Source organism: uncultured Algibacter sp. (genome assembly GCF_905480415.1).
In the GTDB taxonomy this organism is placed as follows: domain Bacteria; phylum Bacteroidota; class Bacteroidia; order Flavobacteriales; family Flavobacteriaceae; genus Algibacter_B.
Genome location: NZ_CAJQQI010000101.1, coordinates 1 through 15,282, shown reverse-complemented (window position 1 = coordinate 15,282; position 15,282 = coordinate 1). Strand labels below are relative to the sequence as shown.

Annotated in this window: 16 protein-coding genes and 1 pseudogene; 12 read left to right on the top strand and 5 right to left on the bottom strand. The window is 31.9% G+C overall.

Annotation, left to right across the window (positions count from 1 at the left end; all coding sequences use genetic code 11):
• Positions 1-344 (top strand): annotated as a pseudogene (locus QZ260_RS07150) (hypothetical protein); the annotation flags it as partial.
• A gap of 1 nt (position 345) precedes the next feature.
• Here the strand turns inward: QZ260_RS07150 and QZ260_RS07145 are convergent.
• Positions 346-813 (bottom strand): CBS domain-containing protein, encoded by a 468-nt coding sequence (locus QZ260_RS07145; RefSeq protein ID WP_295984495.1) that lies wholly within the window; start codon positions 811-813, stop codon positions 346-348.
• 217 nt (positions 814-1,030) lie between these two features.
• Between QZ260_RS07145 and QZ260_RS07140 the strand changes: the two genes are divergently transcribed.
• Positions 1,031-1,741 (top strand): hypothetical protein, encoded by a 711-nt coding sequence (locus QZ260_RS07140; RefSeq protein WP_295984494.1) that lies wholly within the window; start codon positions 1,031-1,033, stop codon positions 1,739-1,741.
• A 126-nt stretch (positions 1,742-1,867) separates the two neighbouring features.
• On the opposite strand, the gene QZ260_RS07135 is transcribed toward QZ260_RS07140, so the two are convergent.
• Positions 1,868-2,386 carry a hypothetical protein gene (locus QZ260_RS07135; RefSeq protein WP_295984492.1) on the bottom strand — a complete coding sequence of 173 codons (519 nt, stop codon included), beginning with the start codon at positions 2,384-2,386 and terminating at the stop codon, positions 1,868-1,870.
• Between the two features lie 157 nt (positions 2,387-2,543).
• Between QZ260_RS07135 and QZ260_RS07130 the strand changes: the two genes are divergently transcribed.
• From QZ260_RS07130 to QZ260_RS07105, 6 genes are all read left to right on the top strand, one after another.
• Positions 2,544-3,515 carry an NAD-dependent epimerase/dehydratase family protein gene (locus tag QZ260_RS07130; RefSeq protein WP_295984491.1) on the top strand — a complete coding sequence of 324 codons (972 nt, stop codon included), beginning with the start codon at positions 2,544-2,546 and terminating at the stop codon, positions 3,513-3,515.
• Positions 3,516-3,562: 47 nt separating this feature from the next.
• Positions 3,563-4,153: a HupE/UreJ family protein gene (locus QZ260_RS07125; protein ID WP_295984489.1), complete on the top strand. Its 591-nt coding sequence runs from the start codon at positions 3,563-3,565 to the stop codon at positions 4,151-4,153.
• 335 nt (positions 4,154-4,488) lie between these two features.
• Positions 4,489-4,920 (top strand): dCMP deaminase family protein, encoded by a 432-nt coding sequence (locus QZ260_RS07120; RefSeq protein ID WP_295984488.1) that lies wholly within the window; start codon positions 4,489-4,491, stop codon positions 4,918-4,920.
• Positions 4,920-6,509 (top strand): S41 family peptidase, encoded by a 1,590-nt coding sequence (locus QZ260_RS07115; RefSeq protein WP_295984486.1) that lies wholly within the window; start codon positions 4,920-4,922, stop codon positions 6,507-6,509. Before QZ260_RS07120 ends, QZ260_RS07115 begins: the two co-directional genes overlap by 1 nt.
• A 179-nt stretch (positions 6,510-6,688) precedes the next feature.
• Positions 6,689-7,237, top strand: a complete 549-nt coding sequence (locus QZ260_RS07110; protein ID WP_295984485.1) for a hypothetical protein — start codon at positions 6,689-6,691, stop codon at positions 7,235-7,237.
• Between the two features lie 31 nt (positions 7,238-7,268).
• Positions 7,269-7,877, top strand: a complete 609-nt coding sequence (locus QZ260_RS07105) for a hypothetical protein (protein ID WP_295984483.1) — start codon at positions 7,269-7,271, stop codon at positions 7,875-7,877.
• A 102-nt stretch (positions 7,878-7,979) separates the two neighbouring features.
• Here QZ260_RS07105 and QZ260_RS07100 read toward each other — a convergent pair whose 3' ends face one another.
• The 3 genes from QZ260_RS07100 to QZ260_RS07090 all read right to left on the bottom strand — a co-directional run bounded on the left by QZ260_RS07100 (position 7,980) and on the right by QZ260_RS07090 (position 9,592).
• Complete coding sequence (locus tag QZ260_RS07100) at positions 7,980-8,591, bottom strand: FAD-dependent oxidoreductase (RefSeq protein ID WP_295984480.1); 612 nt, start codon at positions 8,589-8,591, stop codon at positions 7,980-7,982.
• 124 nt (positions 8,592-8,715) lie between these two features.
• Complete coding sequence (locus tag QZ260_RS07095; protein ID WP_295984476.1) at positions 8,716-8,919, bottom strand: hypothetical protein; 204 nt, start codon at positions 8,917-8,919, stop codon at positions 8,716-8,718.
• 85 nt (positions 8,920-9,004) lie between these two features.
• On the bottom strand, positions 9,005-9,592 hold the full coding sequence (locus tag QZ260_RS07090; protein ID WP_295984474.1) for a MarC family protein: 588 nt from the start codon (positions 9,590-9,592) through the stop codon (positions 9,005-9,007).
• 108 nt (positions 9,593-9,700) lie between these two features.
• Between QZ260_RS07090 and QZ260_RS07085 the strand changes: the two genes are divergently transcribed.
• From QZ260_RS07085 to QZ260_RS07070, 4 genes are all read left to right on the top strand, one after another.
• Positions 9,701-10,264 carry a DUF3109 family protein gene (locus QZ260_RS07085; RefSeq protein ID WP_295984472.1) on the top strand — a complete coding sequence of 188 codons (564 nt, stop codon included), beginning with the start codon at positions 9,701-9,703 and terminating at the stop codon, positions 10,262-10,264.
• 497 nt (positions 10,265-10,761) lie between these two features.
• On the top strand, positions 10,762-12,036 hold the full coding sequence (locus tag QZ260_RS07080; protein ID WP_295984470.1) for a ribonucleotide-diphosphate reductase subunit beta: 1,275 nt from the start codon (positions 10,762-10,764) through the stop codon (positions 12,034-12,036).
• 3 nt (positions 12,037-12,039) lie between these two features.
• Positions 12,040-13,842: a ribonucleoside-diphosphate reductase subunit alpha gene (locus QZ260_RS07075; RefSeq protein ID WP_295984468.1), complete on the top strand. Its 1,803-nt coding sequence runs from the start codon at positions 12,040-12,042 to the stop codon at positions 13,840-13,842.
• Positions 13,843-14,029: 187 nt separating this feature from the next.
• The coding region (locus tag QZ260_RS07070) for a Na/Pi symporter (protein WP_295984466.1) at positions 14,030-15,282 on the top strand (1,253 nt) is incomplete at its 3' end.

Here is a 15,282-nt window from a genome sequence, read left to right as displayed (position 1 = left end):
CGTCACTTCAAAAAAGCATGAAGCGTTTTTTTTTAGTGAAAGATTATAAAGAGAAATCAGGATTTAGAAATGACGCTACAGAAAAATTAGAACGTTATTTAAAACTTCATAACAAAAAGAGTACAGCATTTTTAGGGATAAATAAAACTGTGAGATATTCTGAAGGGGTTATTGAATTAAATGAACCTATTACTGTTAAAGGATTAGCGCAATGGAAAATAATAAATGAACCTATTGAGGGTTACTCTTACTCCAAAATACTAACCCTAACAGGCACAAAAAAAGAAAAGCTTCTGGTTACAGATGAACCAAAAGCTTTGTTACGGGTAGAAAATAAACTTTAATCTACTTCCAATTTTGTCCTTTTAATTGCATTGCGGCTTTAAGCACATCTTTTTGGCTTATTTGTCCTACCAATTTACCATTTTCAACAATAGGGAATCTTCGGCGTTTCGCCTCTAGGAACTTCGTAGCGGCATCAAAAATATTCATATTACCATCAATGGTTTCAACATTACTTGCCATGTGCTTCTTAATAGTTTGATCTTGCATTGGCATGTTGTAATATCTACTTTCGCTTATTTGTTTTATGCAATCACCTTCAGAAATAATTCCGATAAGCTCATTTTTTTCATTTACAACTGGTCCACCAGAGATTCTGTGTTTAATCAAAGATTGCATGACAACTTCAATAGATTGGTCGGGAGTAAATGTTATCAAATCAGTGGTCATGTAATCACTCACTGTTAGCGAGGTCGTATCAGAAGTTACTGACTGATGCCTTCTTGCTCCTTGAAAACTCTTTATTCCCATAATACTATTTAGTTTTTAGTTAACTTAAATATATTCATTTTTTTTCAGAATTCCTAAAAATCATTGTATCCAAGGGCAAAAAGCAAAGTGTTTTATTTTTATAAAACCGGATAAAAGCTAATTTACTTAATAGCTGTTATAAATAATTAGCATTCTTTTAAGAGTTTAAAATGTTATTTTTTTATAGTTTTAGCCACTTAAATTAAATTAGATTAAAATGAAAAAAATATTTGGATTGGTTTTATTGACGGTTAGTGTTATGGTGGGTGCACAAACTAACTCAGAATTATTAAAACATTACGAGGCTTATTACGTGCAAATGAAAGCTCAAGGTGATACACAAGGTATTATTAACGCCATGACACATTTAAATGTATTGTCGCCATCGCAGGCAAGAAAAGATACTTTAGCCTATATGTATATGAGTGAAAACCAATATATGCAAGCGTTAAATACCATTGGTATAAAGCAGAACACTACAGATTCTGATATTGCAGTAGAGATTAAAGCGGTGTCTTTAAAAGCTGTTAAACAACCAGAATTAGCTATAGGGCATTTTGAAGAAATGTTTAAAAGAGGGCAAAATCCATTAGTAGCTTATGAGTTAGCAGAACTTTATATGCAAACTCAGAAATTAGCAGACGCAGATAAGTATATTGCTTTTGGTTTAGCAAACTCTAAACCAGATATGAAAAAGGCTTATTACGAAACTCAAACACCTTATGAGGTGCCTTTAAAATCTGGTTTTATGTATTTAAATGCTATATCTAATTATAGTAAGGACAAAAAGGTTAATATTGATGCTGCTGTTGATATTTTAGATGCAGCTTTAAAAGAAGCGCCTAATTTTAGTTTGATTAACATTACTAAAAACGAATTATTAAGGCAAAAGCAAGCGTTACTGCAAGCAGCTCAACCTAAAAATTAATTAGGTAAATATATTGGCAAGTCCTAAATATTCTGTGTTGCTATTTTAGGACGGGACATATTAAATACAAAAGCGGTTCTATTGTTATTTAGAACCGCTTTTTTTATTTTTTGTACAATTAATATATTATGGTTTTTCAATAGACCGATTGTCAAATTCTACTTTTTTGTTCATTTGAAAACTTAGAGTGTAAAAAGACACAAAAAACTCCTTTATAGTCTCCAGAAGTTCTTCTTTAGTAGTTGTAGATAAGTTTGCTAAACTTTCAAGGATAAGGAGTTTGGTTTCTAAAACTAGCATTCTAGCAACTATTGAAGATGAATTGAGGGCTTCGGGGGTATTCTGTTTCAGGTCTTTTAAAAGTAACTTTATGGCTTCTTCGTTATCATTAAAAAAAGTTAAATCGCCTTTTTTAATATCGCCTACTACCTCTTTAATTTGCGAATATTCAACCCAGTCTTGAATAATACCTTTAGTTTTTGAATCTAAAGCATATTCAATATATTTTAGTTTAGCAACGTCTTGCTCCGTTATTTCTTGACTTTTATTTTGTTCAATCTGATCTACTGTTGAACCTTCTTGACTTTTTTTACAAGCTGAAAATAAAACTAGAAAACTTAAAATTACTAGGGTTTTAATGCGCATTGTGCTTCATTTAAAATGATACACTACAAATATATGGTAATCCTTTATTTTTTAATTGACTAAAGAAAAATCAAATCGAGAATATTTCATTTTAAAAATACATTTTTATCAATAAAATCTTATTATTTTTGAACTATTCTTATAACAAAGTAAATTAATGAGCTCTAAAATATTAATCATTGGCGCTTGCGGGCAAATTGGTTCAGAATTAACATATAAGCTTCGAAGTTTATATGGCGATGAGAATGTAGTTGCTAGCGATATTAGTTATAACAATTTAGATATTGTTAATACCGGTATTTTTGAGATTGCGGATGCTCAAGACTATGCTAGTATAAAAACCTGTGTTGAAAAGCATCAAATAGATACCGTTTATTTAATGGCTGCCATGTTAAGTGCTACGGGCGAAAAGTACCCAATGAAAGCTTGGGATTTAAACATGACATCTTTATTTAATGTATTGAATTTAGCGCGAGATAAATTTATAAAAAGAGTGTTTTGGCCGTCAAGTATTGCGGTTTATGGGTCTACAACACCAACAGAATATACTCCACAATATACTATCATGGAACCTTCAACCGTTTATGGTATTACCAAACAAGTGGGTGAGCGTTGGTGTGAGTATTATCATAAAAAGTATAATATAGATGTAAGAAGTATTCGTTATCCAGGCATTATAAGTTGGAAAACACCACCGGGTGGAGGCACCACGGATTATGCAGTTGAAATATATCATGAAGCTATCAAGGCTAAATCTTATAAATGTTTTTTAAAAGAAGACACAGAACTGCCAATGATGTTTATGGACGATGCCATAAAAGCTACCGTAGATATTATGACGGCTAAATCTAAAAACGTAAAAATCAGGTCGTCTTATAATTTAGCGGCTATAAGTTTTACGCCTCAAGAAGTAGCGGCATCTATAAAAAAGCATATCCCCGAGTTTAAAATTACTTATGCACCAGATTACAGACAAGATATTGCGAGTACTTGGCCTAAGAGTATTAATGATTCTTACGCGAGAGAAGACTGGAAATGGAAACATGCGTTTTCATTAGAAGATATTACTGAAGAAATGCTTTTTCAGCTAGGTAAAAAATATAATACTATTTCAAAAGCGTCCCAATAAGTAATATTTTAAAGCTAAATTGGTATTAACCCTAAATCTTAATTAGTATGCTTGAAAATTTTTGGTTTAATGTTGAGTATGGTATCAATCATGTACTTGATATTAATGCCTACGACCATGTTTTATTTCTTATTGTCTTATCGATTCCTTATGTTTTTAAAGATTGGAAACGTGTATTTCTACTAGTTTCTATGTTTACTTTAGGGCATACTTTATCTTTGGTTTTGGCAGCTTACAGTGTAGTAACTGTAAATGTTACCATGGTTGAATTTCTTATACCTATTACCATTTTAGTTGTTGCCCTTTTTAATGTGTTTACATCTGGTAAAGGTGCACAACGCGAAAAGGTGGGTGTGTTATTTTTATCTACACTGTTTTTTGGATTGGTGCACGGTTTAGGTTTTGCACGCGAATTTAAAATGCTATTGGGCGATACCGATAATAAACTGGTGTTATTACTAGAGTTTGCTTTAGGAATTGAATTAGCACAAGTTATCATTGTATTTGTGGTGCTATTTTTAGGCTATATCGTACAAACTATCTTCAGGTTAACTAAACGCGATTGGATTATGGTAATTTCGGCCATAGTAGTTGGTTTAGTTATTCCTATGATTTTAAATAGCGACTTCTTAGCTTAAAATTTTATTAGGGCGTTATCCAAGGGTCGGGCTATGCGTTGCAAGTTCTCGCTTTGTCCGATAATTATCGGAGCTCGCTGTGGGCCTTCCACTGCTATCCCTAACGCAAAACCGTTTCTACAACAAACTTTCGTAAAACTTTAACGAACTTGCGTTGTAATTAAAATACTAACTAACTATATTCGTTAGATGGACTAGCGTTAAGGATTGTAGAGGAAATCCTTTTGCTTTTTAGCAAAAGATTGAAACGGAAAGCCTGACCCGAATTGTTGTAAAGTTTAAAGATTTAATTGAAGCTTTAAATGAGGGTAACGCCCAAATAAATAAAAAAATTAATGCCAGAAAATAAACAGCTTAAGTACGATAAAGCATATTTAAGAATTGCGCAGGAGTGGGGAAAACTGTCTTACTGTGAACGCAGGCAAGTTGGTGCCATTATCGTGAAGGATAGAATGATAATTTCTGATGGATACAATGGTACCCCATCTGGTTTCGAAAATTTTTGTGAAGATGATGAAGGTTATACCAAGTGGTATGTGTTACATGCCGAGGCTAATGCCATTTTAAAAGTAGCAGCATCAACACAATCGTGTAAAGGTGCAACGCTATACATAACCATGTCGCCTTGTAAAGAATGCAGTAAATTAATACACCAAGCAGGTGTGGTTAAGGTGGTTTATAACATAGCTTATAAGGATAATTCTGGATTAAAATTTTTAGAAAGAGCAGGAATAGAACTTGAACAAGTTAAAGATTTAAAAGCATAATGTCGAATCAAAAAAAATATTGGCCATTAGTATTGGGCGTTGCCATAGCAGCGGGTATTTTTATTGGTGGGAAGTTAGATTTTACAGACTCGCCAGACCGGTTATTTTCTACCAATAGCAAAAAAGATAAACTTAACAGACTCATAGATTATATAGAATACGACTATGTAGATGATGTGAACACCGATAGTATTGTTGATGTTACTGTAAACGGTATTCTAGATAATCTAGATCCGCATTCTGTGTACATTCCTAAAGCAGATATGGCGCGTGTTACTGAAGAAATGAAAGGTGATTTTGTAGGTATTGGTGTGAGTTTTTATACCTATAAAGATACCATTGCTGTTATTCGTGCTATTGAAAACGGACCAAGTGCCAAAGCTGGGATTAAAGGTGGTGATAGAATTATTATGGCTAATAGCGATTCGTTATTTGGTACTCACCTAAAAGATGGTGAGATTATTAAAAAACTAAAAGGCGCGATAAATTCTAAAGTGAAGCTTAAAGTATATCGAAGAGGTGAACCAAAACTTTTAAACTTTACAGTAAAACGCGGAAAAATTCCTATTAAAAGTGTGGATGCGGCTTATATGCTGACTGAAAAATTAGGATATATAAAAGTGAACCGTTTTGCCGAATCTACATATAAAGAATTTAAATCTGGCATTGAAAAATTGGAGATTTTAGGTGCCACTGAAATAGCTTTGGATTTACGCGATAATCCGGGTGGTTTTTTAGGTGTTGCAGAACAAATAGTAGATGAATTTCTTGAAGATGATAAACTTATTTTGTTTACAAAAAACAAGAGAGGTGATATCGAGAAAAGTTATGCGACAATTAAAGGCGATTTTGAAGATGGCAAAGTTTATGTACTAATTGATGAAAACTCTGCTTCGGCAAGTGAAATTGTAGCAGGCGCATTACAAGACAATGATAAAGGGACTATTGTAGGCCGACGCTCCTACGGAAAAGGGCTTGTACAGCGCGAAATGGATTTAGGCGATGGTAGTGCAGTGCGTTTAACAGTGTCTCGTTATTACACACCAACGGGTCGCTCAATTCAGCGTCCATATACCAATGGGAATAGAGATTATTACGACGAGTATTTTGATAGGTTGGATAGTGGTGAGCTTCTTGATCCTGAAAAAATTAAAGTAGATGATTCTTTAAAATTCACAACCCCGGAAGGAAAAGTGGTTTATGGTGGTGGTGGTATTATTCCCGATGTTTTTGTGCCTATAGATAATAGTATGCAAAACGAAACACTTTCTTTTTTACTACGTCGTGGATTTTTTGGAAATTTTGTGTTTGAAGAATTAGAAAAAGATCGTCATCTCCATGATAACGCTTCAAGACAAGTTTTTATAGATTCCTTTGAAGTAGGCAGTGATCTCGTATTTGCTTTTCAAGATTACTTAAATCTAAGAACAGAATCTAAAGTTACTTTTGTAGCCTACCACGAAGAAGTAAAACAATACATTAAAGCCACACTTGCCGACCAACTTTTTGGAGCCGGCGCTTTTGAAGAGGTTTATAACCAAAACGACATCATGATTGATGAGGTTATTAAATTGAGTGATGGGAAATAGTTACTCCAAAATTTTATCGTGAACTTAAGTATACTTGCCACCATTACAAAGTGCTAAAGTATCAGTAGCTGCATACGCACCGCTTCAAGAAGCTTCTGGGATAGAACAAGAATATTAAAGACTATAGCGGCTGAAGTGACAAACAGTAATCAAGGAAGTATAAACCCAAAAGGAGAGCCATGCGAATAATATTTTTATCAATATTTATATTACTATTTTTAAGTTGTAAAACAACATTTAAGAGAAATAATGATTTAACGTTAAATGATAAATTACTCATTGAAAAAGTAATTAAATCAAAAAAAATAAAAAAGTATAACTACTCACAAATAGGATTGTTAAATTCTAATTTGTTAAAGTTATTAGAGGAAAATATTAATTTCGAAAATGGACAATACCCAGAGTTTGGGGATTTAAGAAATACGCTAGAAGATTCTATTTTAAATGTTGTTTTTAATGAAACTGAAGTAAATAAACTAAAAAATCAATTAAATAAACCTTTAAATGTTAATAGAGGAACAGATAAATCTAATACAAACTCAATATACAGAGAAGCAATTGTTTATAATTTCTCAATACCTATTTTTTGTGAAAAAGAAAACTATGCTATAATTATGTATTCTTATGGAAATAAGATATATGAATTAGGTGGTAGTGGTGTAATTTTACTCAAAAAAACGATTGATGATTGGATTATTATCGATGAATTTTGGAATACAATGACTTAGCTAAATACGTTTCTGAATTTCAATCTGAAATATGCAATTAATAAAGAATTTTTTTTACATTTTAGCTTTCGCTTTTATTATATTGTCTTGTAGTAAAAATGTAAATCATTTAGAAAAAGAGAATATTGAAGAAATAATTTCAGTTATTATTAATAAAAAAAGTTTTCCGTTACCTCCACCACCTATATTTTTAGGAGATTCTATAGTAAATGTTATCGATAAAAAAACTATTGATTCGTTAAAATCTGTTAATTTAACCGTAGCGATATACCCTATAGTTAATAGTTTGTTGTTGAATGTTAATGAATTATCCCAATCTCAAAAAAACAATAAGACCGAACGCCTTTTGGATGTGCGACTTAAAAATAAAGTAAATATAAATTTAATTAATAAAATGAGTCAGCACAATATCATTTTTGGTGATACCATCATTTTGAAAAAATCTAAAGATTGGAAAGAGTATGATTTATTATATTACTTTTCTAATATATCATTGAGCTCAAATTTAGACTATGCTAAAGTGTCAGTTGGAGTTAGTAGAAGTGCTCTTTGGGGTCAGGGTTATGATTTATATCTAAAGAAAGAAAAAAATGAAGGAAAGTGGGTTATTGAAAAAACGATAGAAGGAGAAGTTTGGTAAAATAACTAACCCCGCTACCGCAAGTTTATAACTAGTGGAAGTAAGAGTAAAAAAAACAAATAAGAGAAGCCACATTTTAGAGATAAGATGTGGCTTTTTAGTCTAAATACTTTCAATCTTATCATGCACCTTAACATCCTTGCCACCATTCCAAAGCGTTAAAATATCAGTCGCCACGTGCGCACCACTTCCAGAAGCGATGGCAAATTGGCTACGCCACCCAGCTAAAGTGCCAGCAACATATAAGTTGTCTTCAATTAAATGATCGATGTTTTTTAACCAAATGCGGTCTTTTTCAATAGCGGCTCTTGGGTGAGGTTCAATATATTGCTCTAAACCTTTAATAGTCATCAAATTGGTGTAACCAACTGCTATAACAACGATTTTAGACGTATAGGTGTTTTTGTTAGTTGTAATTTTAAAACCGTCACTTGATTTAGATATGTCACAAACTTTTTCATTTTCAATTTGCTCAACATGAGGATACAACGTTGAAAGTTGTTTTTTTCCGTTTTCTAAAATAGATGCTCCTGTTGTTCCATGTTCTATTCCTAAAACATTATTAAATAAAGCGTTTTGTAAATGCGAGGTTTTTTGATGCGTAATAATGCCAATAGTTTTGTTTGCAGCAAAGGCTTTTGGTTTAGCAGAGCCTAAAACTAATGCACACGACATGCCTGCTGCGCCACCACCAATAATTAAAGCATCATACATTAAAATAATGATTCTCCGACTTTAGTCGGGTTTCCTATTTACCTCTCCTTAGGAGAGGTCAGAACTGACTTTTCTAGCAGTTCTGGGTGAGGCAAAAATACAAATTTACGGTTATAGTAAATTTTTATTTGCGCTCTTTTATTTTTTGTTCTATACGTTTTGAAGTTCTTAAAATAGCCATCATTATGATAACACAAAGTGATGCAACAATAGTGATAACAGCAATAATACTATCACCTTCAAAAGGCCCATCAAAATTAACTTTGGTAAAATTATAGATGATTAAACCTAAGGCAATCATACTAAGTAATATGGTAAAAATTTTCATTTATTTAAAATTTTAAAATAGTGCTTGTTTACGAATAGACACTATTTACTGGTTTAATTAGTTTGCCAAATGATCATTCTGGGATTTAAACAACTTCAAACAACGCTTTTATGTTGTGCGCAAATAATTTTACCGCGATCGCCAATAAAACAACTCCGAATACTTTTCTAACGATATTAATACCATTTTGTCCAATAATGCGTTCAATTTTAGCCGAAGTTTTAAGCACTATATAAATAATAATAACATTCATTATAACGGCGATAATGATATTTTCAATTCTAAATTCAGCTCTTAGCGAAAGTAACGTAGTTAAACTACCAGGGCCAGCAATCAATGGAAACGCCAACGGAAAAACAGCAGTAGTCATGGAGTCATGCTCTTCTTGTTTGTAAAGCGTAATGCCTAAAATCATTTCTAAAGCAATAAAAAATAAAATAAAAGCACCAGCAACAGCAAATGAGTTGACATCAATACCAATTAAGTTTAAAATACTTTTACCTAAAAAAAGAAATACAATTAAAATTATCCCAGCAATAATTGACGCTTTTTCACTTTGAATATGTCCCGCTTTTTTTCTTAAATCAATTACAATAGGGATGTTCCCAACAATATCAATCACCGCAAACAATATCATAAATGCTGTGAATATCTCTTTAAAATTAAACTGCATGATCTCGGTTTTTATAAAATTCTAAATTTTCGGCAAAAGTAGATTATTATATTAATTAAATTCAATTCCATATTAACTATTTTTGCTCGCTACAAGATAAATAATTTTATGTTTCAATTAGGAAAAACTATTGTCTCTGAGGACATTATAAAAAAAGATTTTATGTGTAACCTATCAGCATGCAAAGGCGCGTGTTGTGTTGATGGTGATGCAGGTGCTCCTCTTGAAGCTGATGAAGCAGAAATACTAAAAGATATTTATCCAAAAGTGAAACCTTTTTTACGAAAAGAAGGTATTGACGTTATAGAATCTCAAGGGTCATATATTACTACAGAAGATGGCGAATTAGAAACACCATTAATTAACGGTGCTGATTGTGCTTATGTTATTTTTGATGAAAAAAAAGTAGCACTCTGCGGCATTGAAGAAGCTTATAATCAAGGAGAAATTTCTTGGAAAAAACCTGTTTCCTGCCATCTATATCCAATACGTGTTCAAGATTACAGTGAGTTTTCGGCAGTAAACTATCACAAATGGGAAATTTGTGATGATGCTTGTGCATTAGGTAAAGAATTACAAATTCCTATCTACAAATTTGTAAAAGAAGCGTTAATAAGAAAATTTGGTGAAGATTGGTACACTGAATTAGAAAAGGTCGCAGAAACTTTTTAACACCTCATAAATTATTAAAAAACCTAGTAAAAAACCTAGCAAAAAGCCTTGTAAACAAAGGGTTTATGCTTTAATAACTTGATTTTTTTTTGTAAACAATTTGAATTTTTTATTTTATTAAAGAACTGATAATCATACATTTAAGTGTTTTTTTTTGTAAACTTCTGAGTTTCATGTCTTTTCTTTGTTTGTTAAAAACTTGTTGAAAACGTTTCAAATTTTTTTTATAATGTATCAATCATTTTACAATCTTTGTGTTGCTGAAATTGAAGTAAATTTTAGTTAATTTTTTTTAAATCCATCAAATCCCTATGTATCAAGCAATTGAACCCGCCCTTCAAGAAAATAAAAATCATTTTATTATTTTTTCTATGAAACAGAATAATGTTTGGAAAGGGGTATCAAAGCGAGAGGTTAGTATTTAAATTGCTGTATAAATTTCGAAAATCCATTAATATTCTATTGACTAATTAATCCTTTTAAATTAAATTTTTTTTATGGAGATTACCCAAATAATAAAAAGAGATTATGAAACAAGCCCTTTTGTTTTAAATAAAATTTCTAATGCTATTGAGAAAGCAATGCTTTCTGTTGGAAATGGTAAGAAAGAAGATGCAAATACAATCTCTGTTAATGTTTTACAAGCATTATTAGAGAGAAAAGCAAAAGACCATAACTATTTGCCTACCGTAGAAGAAGTGCAAGATCTTGTAGAAGAGACATTAATGGTAAGCTCTTTTCCTAGGGTAGCAAAAGCCTATATATTATACAGAGATGAACAAGCTAGAAGTAGAAAAACAAATATTTTTGAAAAGCGCATTAACTTAAAACCTTATGAGTATCCTGAGCTTAATGAGTATGTAGATGCTATAAGACATTCATATTGGATTCATTCTGAATTTAATTTCACAAGTGATATTCAGGATTTTAAAACAAGACTGACTATTGTAGAGCAAAATGCTATTAAAAATACAATGCTTGCCATTTCGCAAATTGAAGTTGCAGTAAAATCATTTTGGGGCGAGATATATAACAAAATGCCAAAACCGGAAATAGGATCGGTTGGAGCAACGTTCGCAGAAAGTGAAGTGCGCCATCACGATGCCTATTCACATTTATTAGAAATTTTAGGTCTTAATAATGAGTTTAAGCACCTAAAGAAGAAGCCAGTAATAATGAGACGTGTTCATTATTTAGAAACCGCTTTAAAAAACGCAAAAAGTGAGGATAACCAAGAGTATGCAGAATCTATTTTATTGTTTTCTCTTTTTATAGAACACGTGTCTTTATTCTCGCAATTTTTAATAATTATGGCTTTCAATAAGCACAAAAATATGCTTAAAGGTGTTTCTAATGTTGTTGAAGCAACTTCGAAAGAAGAGCAAATTCATGGTGATTTTGGAATTGATATTATTAGAATTATAAAAGATGAAAACCCAACGTGGTTTGGTGAAGAACACAGTGCCATTGTAAGAGAATTATGTAAGGAAGCGTTTATATCTGAAAGTAAACTTGTTGATTGGATTTTTGAAGCTGGCGAATTAGAATTTTTACCAAAAGATGTTATTAATGAGTTTATAAAAAATAGATTCAATAATTCGTTAGAAAGCATTGGTATTGAAAAAGTATTCGATGTAAACGAAACATTATTAGCTAAAACCGAATGGTTTGACGATGAAATAATAGGGACAAAACATGGAGATTTCTTCGTGAAGCGTTCTGTGAATTATAGCAAAAGAACAAAAAGTATAACTAGCGACGACCTATTTTAAAACATGAACGAAAACACAAACTTGAAGACTGACCAAAACGTAAATTTAGAAACAACACAAACTTCTAGCCACGATGAATTATTAAAAGCCAGAAAAGATGCTATAAAAGAAGCTAAGACAACTACAAAACCAGAAATAAAATGGTTAACAGAACACAGTCGTCAATTTTTAGCATCTGGTTATCTTACAGAAGGCACTAATCCTGAAGAAAGAATTAGAGAAATTGCAGAAAACGCAGAGTCTATTTTAAAAATCGATGGTTTTGCAGATAAATTTTATGGTTATATGGCAGAAGGCTATTATTCATTAGCGTCTCCAGTATGGTCTAATTTTGGCAAAAAACGTGGCTTACCAATTAGTTGTTTTGGGTCGCATATTTCTGATGATATGGGAGATATCCTTTACACACAATCGGAAGTAGGAATGATGTCTAAATTAGGAGGTGGTACTTCTGGTTACTTTGGTAAATTGCGTCATAGAGGTGCTCCAGTAAAAAACAACGGAAAATCTTCTGGTGCTGTTCATATTATGCAACTCTTTGAAAAAATGGTAGATGTTGTAAGTCAGGGTTCTGTGAGAAGAGGTCGTTTTTCTCCATACTTACCAATTGACCATAAAGATATTAATGAGTTTCTAGAAATAGGGACAGAAGGAAATCCAATCCAAGAGTTAACTCATGGTGTTACGGTTGGAAATGAGTGGATGGAAGAAATGATTGCTGGTGATGCCGATAAAAGAGCTATTTGGGCAAAAGTTTTACAACGCAGAGGCGAAATAGGGTATCCATATATCTTTTTTAAAGATAATGCCAACAATACGTCTCCAGATGTATATAGAGATAAAAACCATGAAATATACGCAAGTAATTTATGTTCTGAAATCATGTTGCCTACAAACGAGAAATGGTCTTTTGTATGCGTTCTGTCTTCAATAAACTTATTACATTACGATAAATGGAAAGATACTGATGCAGTTGAAACCATGGTGTACTTTTTAGATGCTGTTCTAGAAGAGTTTATTACCAAATTAGAGGTATACAGAGATTCTGCAGATCGTGATGATAGACAGACATTTATGTTTATGGAAAAGGCTTATACGTTCGCAAAAGAAAATAGAGCTTTAGGACTAGGGGCTTTAGGGTGGCACTCATTATTACAATCTAAAATGTTAGGTTTTGATAGTCAGGAAGCCTTTGATTTAAATAGTGAAATATTTAAAACGATTCAAGAAAAATCAAATAAGGCATCAGTAGAATTAGCAAAATTATTTGGTGAACCAGAAGTATTAAAAGGATACGGAAGACGTAACACAACATTAAATGCAGTAGCACCAACAACATCGTCTGCTTTTATATTAGGACAAGTATCTCAGGGTATTGAGCCAATTTGGTCTAATAGTTATGTTAAGGATATCGCGAAAATAAAAACAACTATTAAGAATCCTTATTTATTAGAACTTTTAGAAGAGAAAGGATTAAATACACCTGAAGTTTGGAGAAGTATTCGTGATTACGATGGTTCTGTTCAACATATAGAAGGTCTTACTGATCATGAAAAAGATGTGTTTAAAACCTATTCTGAAATTGATCAAATGACTATTATTTATCAAGCAGCAAATAGACAGAATCATATAGATCAAGCACAGTCTTTAAATATTATGGTACATCCAGATATGCCAGTTAAAGACATTAATAAACTTTATGTTACTGCTTGGAAACTAGGTGTTAAATCATTGTATTACCAGCACAGTATGAATGCTGCACAGAAGTTTAAGCAAAAGAAAGAATGTGCCAGTTGTGAAGGGTAATAGAATTTAATGTGCAAATCATAACATAATTATTGGGTCGTCCTCCCGAAAGGGAGGACCCCAAATTTTTAAAAAAGCACCTCAATTGAGGTGCTTTTTTTGTTGAATAGGTTCTCAGTTTAAAATATTTAATTTTTAAATTTGTAGAGTTTTTCTATCTTAATAAACTATTTATACTAATTTGTATATGATTAGAAGGTCTCTTTTCTTTGGTGTTTTAATTGTTCTGGGTGTATTACTTTATTTAAATCCAAACTTTAAAACAATTTCGGCGGGTATTGCAATACTACTTTTTGGAATGATTATGCTAGAAGAGGGTTTTAAGGTTTTTACTAAAGGGCCATTACAAAATATATTAAAAAAAGCTACAAATAAACTTTATAAAAGTATCACAACTGGTGCTTTTGTTACCGCATTAATTCAATCGAGTTCCTTAGTTTCTGTTATCACAATTTCATTTATCAGTGCAGAATTAATCACATTAGCAGGTGGTATAGGATTAATTTTCGGATCTAATATTGGTACTACAGCTACGGCTTGGTTAGTGGCAGGATTTGGTCTTAAAGTTAAGGTGTCTGCTTTAGCAATGCCTATGCTGGTTTTCGGAGTTATTTTTTCCTTTCAAAAGAAAACAGCTTTAAAAGGTATTGGAAATATTTTGGCTGGTTTAGGCTTTTTCTTTCTAGGGATTCATTATATGAAAGATGGGTTTGATGTTTTTAAAGAGTATGTTGATTTATCTCAATATGCCGTTTCAGGGTTTTTAGGAGTGTTTATATATGCTGGATTAGGTATTATCATAACAACAATTCTTCAATCAAGTAGTGCAACCTTAGCGTTAATATTAACAGCATTATCAGTTGGACAGATAGAATATGAAAATGCATTAGCTCTAGCTGTTGGTGCAAATATTGGTACTACAATTACTGCTGTCCTAGGTTCGTTAAGTTCAAATGTTGCAGGTAAAAGGTTGGCAGGGGCTCATTTAATTTTTAATATGACAACAGGTATTATTGCTATTTCACTAATATTTCCTTTAGCGAGATTAGTTGATAATTTATCATATGTATTTGAAATTTCGAATACAAATTACACCTTAAAACTGGCTTTATTTCATACCATATTTAATGTTATCGGTGTGATTGTTATGATACCCTTTATTAAAATCTTAGAACGCTTATTATTGAGGTTAATTAAAGATAAAGACCATAAAGAAATTAGTGAACCGAAATACCTTAATCCAGCTGTGTTAAAATTTCCTGGAGCTGTTATTTCAGCCTTAATAAATGAATCTAAATATTTATATGAGAAAAGTGTTTTTGAAATTGTAGCGCATGCATTAAACATTCATAGAGAGGACATAAAATCTGAAGAAAAACTAAAAAAGGTTATCAAAAAATCTAACATTGATTTAAAAACAAATGTTGATGATTTATATTA